Here is a 1,882-nt window from a genome sequence, read left to right as displayed (position 1 = left end):
GGTCGGTACATGGAACAAACAACATTCCTCTTGAACGGTTCCACTATCAGTCAGCACACAAAAAGCGTTTTTTTCAAGCTTTACGAAATCAAAGAAACCAAATGGCTCATGAAATTCAATTAATGGATGCACTTCTAATTTGGGACTGAGTTCAATGCGGGATTTTGTCCGGGGATGTAAACTGCATATGATTCTTTTTTGATAGGTATCGGCAACTGAATTAATGCCTTTCATAATTTCCAGCAATCGGTCCTCATGGTCGACATTTTCAGCACGATGGGCTGTAACGAGAAAATAATCCTCCTTATCCAGGTTCAATTTTTCCAAAATTACACTTTGCCCAATCTCATTGTCGTAATGGTTCAAGACCTCGCATATTGGGTTTCCCGATAAATATATTCTTTTACTCGGGATACCTTCATTCAAAAGATTCTCTTTACTTTGAGGAGTATAAGGTAGATTAAAGCTTGAAACAGCATCAATAATACGACGATTTTTTTCTTCAGGCACTTCCAAGTCAAAACAACGGTTCCCTGCTTCCATATGAATGACTGGTATGCCCATTCTTTCTGCTAAGATGGAGCTGAGTCCGGAGTTTGTATCCCCCAACACTAATACTTTGTCGGGTTTTTCATTTAAAAAAATGGTCTCTAATTTTTTAAATATGGCTGCTAACTGTTCACCGAGGGTTTGCTGTTGATTCAGCAAGACATAATCAGGCGTTCGTACCTTTAGCTGTTGGAAGAATATTTCACTTAAGGTTGAGGTGAAATTTTGTCCAGTGTGCACTAGAATATGTGAATCGGCATATTGATCCAGTTTCTTTATGATTAGACTTAATCTGATGATTTCAGGTCGAGTCCCTAAAATAGTCATTACTTTCACGATTTGCACTCCCTACTCTTTTCTGGTTTATGGCCTCACCGTCTACCCTTTATTGTATGCACAGACAATCCTATTGACATAGGCTAACCTATTAGATTTCGCCTCAAATTGAATGGATAACCGATTAATAAGCCATTCCCGGACAACCTGGATTTATTAACAGACTTTTATTCCTTATTGAAATATTAATCAGACATGATGTTATACCGAACTCAATATTGATTGAACTCCTTTCTATTCTATTAAAAAAGCTATATGTCCTTGTTAGGACATATAGCTTTTTATCATTTTTGGAATTGTAATTGATGCAGATTGGCAAAAATGCCCCCCTGCTTAAGTAAGTCATCGTGACCGCCTTCTTCAGCAATTCCTTCTTCCGTAACAACCACGATCTTGTCAGCGTTGCGAATGGTTGCCAATCGGTGTGCGATGATTAACGTAGTTCTGTTTTCAGCTAGTTCCGTAAGAGCCTGCTGGATTATTCTTTCCGTCTCCGTATCGAGTGCAGAGGTTGCCTCATCGAGAATTAATATTGGCGGATTCTTCAAAAACATCCTCGCAATTGCAATTCGTTGTTTTTGTCCTCCCGATAATTTCAAGCCTCGTTCACCTATTTGAGTTTCATAGCCTTCTGGAAGTCCTTCAATGAAAGTCTCCAAATGGGCTTTCCTTGCGGCTTCTTGAATTTGTTCATCCGATGCTCCAAGCATTCCGTACGCAATGTTCTCTTTTACAGTTCCTGTGAAAAGGAATACATCTTGCTGGACTATGCCAATTTGTGAGCGCAATGACTTTTTCGTCATTTCACGAATATCAATTCCATCAATGGATATTGAACCGGCCATAACATCATAAAAACGCGGGATCAATGAACATATGGTCGTTTTCCCAGCTCCTGAAGGCCCGACAAAAGCGAYGGTTTCACCAGCTTTAATTGTTAGATCAATTCCTTTTAAAACCGGCTTTTTGTCTTCATAGTTAAAAGAAACATCTTTAA

At 39.1% G+C, this 1,882-nt stretch carries 2 protein-coding genes; both read right to left on the bottom strand.

The window, feature by feature from the left end:
* On the bottom strand, positions 1–885 hold an 885-nt coding region (gene wecB / locus AC1DVB_RS26945), incomplete at its 3' end, for a non-hydrolyzing UDP-N-acetylglucosamine 2-epimerase (protein ID WP_477591892.1).
* Positions 886–1,169: 284 nt separating this feature from the next.
* A partial coding sequence (locus AC1DVB_RS26940; RefSeq protein ID WP_477591890.1) for an ABC transporter ATP-binding protein occupies positions 1,170–1,882 on the bottom strand: 713 nt, incomplete at its 5' end.

This window comes from Peribacillus sp. P4_D6 (genome assembly GCF_056401795.1).
Note: the sequence above shows the minus strand (reverse complement) of the source record. Positions and strands in the feature narration are given on the sequence as shown.